The organism is Vibrio sp. YT-18 (assembly GCF_033337345.1).
GTDB lineage: Bacteria > Pseudomonadota > Gammaproteobacteria > Enterobacterales > Vibrionaceae > Vibrio > Vibrio alginolyticus.
In genome coordinates this window covers 1-1,607 of sequence record NZ_JAWOQO010000078.1, presented here as the reverse complement: position 1 = coordinate 1,607, position 1,607 = coordinate 1, and the positions used below count along the sequence as shown (strand labels likewise).

Sequence of the window (1,607 nt, the reverse complement as noted above, 5' to 3'; positions counted from 1 at the left end):
GGTGCACATTTCAACGCTTGCGAACGACTACTACCAGTTTGATCCTATTGGTCAAAGACTTATCGGTGAAAGCTTCGGTAACATCTATCGTCTGGGTGATGCGGTCAAAGTAAAAGTGCTGGCTGTTAACCTAGATGACAAGCAAATTGACTTTGAATTGGTCGAAACAAGTCGTAAGCTACGCGGCGAAGGTAAGACAGCTAAGAAACGAGCTGCGGAAGCGAAACGCAAAGCCAAAGAGAAAAAACGTGCGGCGACACGTTCTTCATCAAAAGAAGGTGCTACAGCGAGCGCTGTTCCTGCTATTGAGCCAACTAAGCGCCCAGAACAAACGGATTCTGGCCGTAAACGCAAAGGGCCAAAACGTGGGGATGACGACAGCGCAAAGAAGCCAAAGGTGAAGAAAGCCCACAAGAAAAAGCCACACAGTAAGCCAAAGAAAACCAAGCGCACTAAGCAAGACGCGCAGTAGGCTGAAGCGCCAATCTGTTACCGCAGATTGGCGGTGAGCGAAGCACAGAAACAGGTTAAGTAATGAGTAACGAATTTATTTACGGTATTCATGCCGTGAAAGCGGTATTGGAACGCGAACCAGAACGTTTTATTGAAGCGTACGTTCTAAAAGGACGCCAAGACGATCGCCTAATGCCAATCTTGAACGATTTGCAGGTGTGTGGTGTTTCTATCCAACAAATGACGCGTAAAACCTTGGATGACAAAGCACATGGTGCAAACCACCAAGGCATCATCGCGCGCGTAAAACCAGCAAAACAGCTGAACGAAAACGACATCGACGACATCCTAGCGCAGCATGAGACACCGTTGCTATTGGTGTTGGATGGCGTGACTGACCCTCACAACCTTGGTGCCTGTTTACGTAACGCCGATGCTGCTGGTGTTGCTGCGATTATCGTTCCTAAAGATCGATCAGCACCAATGAATGCAACAGTAAGCAAAGTAGCCTGTGGCGCTGCAGAAGTGGTGCCTTTGATTCGTGTAACCAACCTAGCGCGCACAATGCGTACTCTGCAAGAGCAGGGCATCTGGTTCGTGGGTACGGCGGGTGAAGCGACACACGACATTTATCAAGCAAAACTGACTGGTCCTCTGGCAATTGTCATGGGCGCAGAAGGTGATGGCATGCGCCGCCTAACGCGAGAAACTTGCGATGATTTGATTAAAATCCCAATGGCAGGTAGCGTATCAAGTTTGAATGTGTCGGTTGCATCAGGCATCTGTTTATTCGAAGCAGTTCGTCAGCGCTTGGCTGCGAAGTAAGCGAATGAGAACATATGTCACTGAGCCCAAAGGCTTAGTGGCTTGAAGAATCAAACACATAGGATGGGAAACCATCCTTTGTTATTTTTAGCTAGGGAAATTATGACTCAACAAGATATTAAACTGATTGCGTTCGATCTGGATGGCACATTGTTGGACAGCGTACCTGATTTGGCCGTTGCTGCAGACCAAGCGGTACAAGCTTTGGGTTACCCTGCAGTATCGGAAGAGCAAGTACGTGATTACGTAGGTAACGGTGCTGACGTCCTGATTGGTCGCGCGCTAAGCCAAAGCATGACCATCAGTAGCGATCTTAGTGAAGAGCTGCG

General features: G+C 48.5%; 2 protein-coding genes and 1 pseudogene. All 3 read left to right on the top strand.

Features of this window, described 5'->3' with window-relative positions:
* Positions 1-472: pseudogene (locus R7M72_RS24425) on the top strand (ribonuclease R); the annotation flags it as partial.
* 62 nt (positions 473-534) lie between these two features.
* Positions 535-1,278, top strand: a complete 744-nt coding sequence (gene rlmB / locus R7M72_RS24420; protein ID WP_005455666.1) for a 23S rRNA (guanosine(2251)-2'-O)-methyltransferase RlmB — start codon at positions 535-537, stop codon at positions 1,276-1,278.
* Positions 1,279-1,380: 102 nt separating this feature from the next.
* On the top strand, positions 1,381-1,607 hold a 227-nt coding region (locus R7M72_RS24415), incomplete at its 3' end, for an HAD hydrolase-like protein (protein ID WP_318056378.1).

What these genes read in the sequence shown, in the direction of transcription:
- rlmB (WP_005455666.1), top strand. Translation starts at nt 535, where the DNA reads ATGAGTAACGAATTTATTTACGGTATTCATGCCGTGAAAGCGGTATTG.